Below are 2,323 nucleotides of genomic sequence, written 5' to 3'. Positions count from 1 at the left end.
CCGCCGCCCCCTCGTCTGGGCCGGCGGCGGCGCCAACACCGCCCGCCCCGAACTCGCCGCACTCCTCGACGCCCTGAACGCCGGACTCGTCACCTCCAACTCCGGCCGCGGCTCCGTCCCCGAGTCCGACGACCGCGTCCTCGGCAACTACGCCACCGCACCCGCCGGCCGCGCCCTCCTCGCCGAAGCCGACGTCCTGCTCTCCATCGGCACCCACTTCCGCTCCAACGAAACCGCCGACTACAGCCTCGGACTCCCGCCCGTTCACATCCAGCTGGACCTGGACCCGGCAGCCCCCGGCCGCGTGTACCCCGCCACCGTCGCCCTCCACGGCGACGCCACCGCCGTACTCGCCGCCCTCCTGGGACGCGTCACCAGCGGCGCTACGGAAACGACCTGGCCGGGCCGCGTACACAAGGCCCGCACCGACGCCCGCACCGCCCAACGCCACGCCATCGGACCCCAGGCCGCGATCAACGACGCCATCCGCGACGCCTGCCCGCCCGGATCCGTCATCGCCCGCGACGTCACCATCCCCTCCTCCACCTGGGGAAACCGCCTCCTGGAGATCACCGACCCGGCCACCAACGTCTTCCCGCGCGGCGGCGGCATCGGACAGGGCCTCGCCATGGGCATCGGCGCCGCACTCGGCCGCCCCGGCACCCCCACCGTCGTCATCGCCGGCGACGGAGGCCTCGCCGTCCACCTCGGCGAACTCCTCACCCTCGCCCAGGAGAAGCCCGACCTCACCCTCCTCGTCTTCAACGACGGCGGCTACGGCGTCCTGCGCAACATGCAGGACAACCACTTCCCCCGCCGCTCCGGAGTCGACCTCACCACACCCGACTTCGCCCTCCTCGCCGCCGCCGTCGGCCTCCCGTACGCACGGATCGCCGCCGAAGCCGACGCCGGACCCGTCATCAAGGAAGCCACCGCCTCCCCGGGCCCCACCCTCGTCGAGATCGACCTCACCGCACTCGGCCCGATGAACACCCCGTTCACCCCGCCCGTCAAGCTCCCCGCCACCGCGACCGATACCTCTGGACAGGGAGGCAACCCGTCATGACAACCGCCGAGGAACCCCGGCTCGACCTGCTCGTCCACCGCATGACCTGGGAGGCCGACGGAGTCCTGAGCATCGAACTCACCCACCCCGACGGGGAGCCCCTCCCCGCCTGGCAGCCCGGCGCCCACATCGACGTACACACCGGCGGACACATCCGCCAGTACTCCCTGTGCTCCGACCCCGCCGACACCACCCACTGGCGCATCGGCATCCTCCGCGAACCCGCCTCCCGCGGCGGCTCCGCCCACCTCCACACCCAGCTCCGCCCCGGCCAGACCCTCCACGTCCAGGGCCCCCGCAACCACTTCGAGCTCGACCCCACGGGCGACGCCACCGGCTACCTCTTCATCGCCGGCGGCATCGGCATCACCCCGATCCTCGCCATGGCCCGCGAAGCAGCCCGCACCGGAACCCCATGGCGGCTCGTCCACGGCGGCCGCACCCGCACCTCCATGGCCTTCGCCGCCGAACTCACCGCACTCGCCGAACTCCCCGGCGGATCAGTCGAGTTCGTGCCCCAGGACGAACACGGCCACATCGGCCTCGACACCCTCCTCGGCGACCTCGCCCCCGGCACCCAGGTCTACTGCTGCGGCCCCGAACCCCTCCTCGCAGCCGTCGAGGAACGCCACCCCGCCGCCCGCACCGAACGCTTCGCCGCACCCACCGCCGCACCCCGCGACGGCGAGGACAGCAGCTTCGACATCGTCTGCTCACGCACCGGACGCACCGTCGAAGTCGGACCCGCCACCACCGCACTCGACGCACTGGAGAACGCCGGCATCCCCGTCGCCTCCTCCTGCCGCGACGGCATCTGCGGCACCTGCGAGACCAAGGTCCTCGAAGGCACCCCCGACCACCGCGACTTCCTCCTCACCGAAACCGAACGCGAAGCCGGCGCCTCGATGATGCTCTGCGTCTCCCGCGCCCGCACCCCCCGCCTCGTACTCGACCTCTGACACGCCCCCGAAGGGAGCCGACATGACCAGCCCGACCACCCCGCAGTACCTCGATCCCCACCAGGCACGCACCGCCGAGCCCACCCCGTACGAGAAGAAGCTCGCCGCGGTGATCGAGGAAGTCTTCGGCAGCGGAGCCCACGACCTGCCCGGCCTCGTCGCCGGACTCAACGCCCGCGACCTGCCCGCACCCGACGGCAGCCCGTGGACCGAGGAAACCTTCCGCAACGAGATGCGACGCCTGGGAGCGTGAGACGACCATGACCACCGACACCACCACCGTGCACCCGGGTACCCC

At 72.3% G+C, this 2,323-nt stretch carries 3 protein-coding genes; all 3 read left to right on the top strand.

The genetic code is table 11. From position 1 onward, the window contains the following. The coding region (locus tag JGS39_RS39290; RefSeq protein ID WP_236066069.1) for a thiamine pyrophosphate-dependent enzyme at positions 1–1,066 on the top strand (1,066 nt) is incomplete at its 5' end. Continuing rightward, positions 1,063–2,025, top strand: coding sequence for a PDR/VanB family oxidoreductase (locus JGS39_RS39285; RefSeq protein ID WP_219574550.1), 963 nt, complete (start codon positions 1,063–1,065; stop codon positions 2,023–2,025). The genes JGS39_RS39290 and JGS39_RS39285, both read left to right, overlap by 4 nt. A 22-nt stretch (positions 2,026–2,047) precedes the next feature. Further along, the gene (locus JGS39_RS39280) at positions 2,048–2,278 is read left to right on the top strand and encodes a recombinase-like helix-turn-helix domain-containing protein (protein ID WP_219574549.1); all 231 of its coding nucleotides are present in this window, start codon (positions 2,048–2,050) and stop codon (positions 2,276–2,278) included. The last annotated feature ends 45 nt before the right edge of the window (positions 2,279–2,323 follow it).

Origin of the sequence: Streptomyces poriferorum (assembly GCF_019399235.1) — a bacterium.
Lineage (GTDB): Bacteria > Actinomycetota > Actinomycetes > Streptomycetales > Streptomycetaceae > Streptomyces > Streptomyces poriferorum.
The sequence above is the reverse complement of the archived record's forward strand: the minus strand, read 5'-3'. Positions and strand labels throughout refer to the sequence as shown.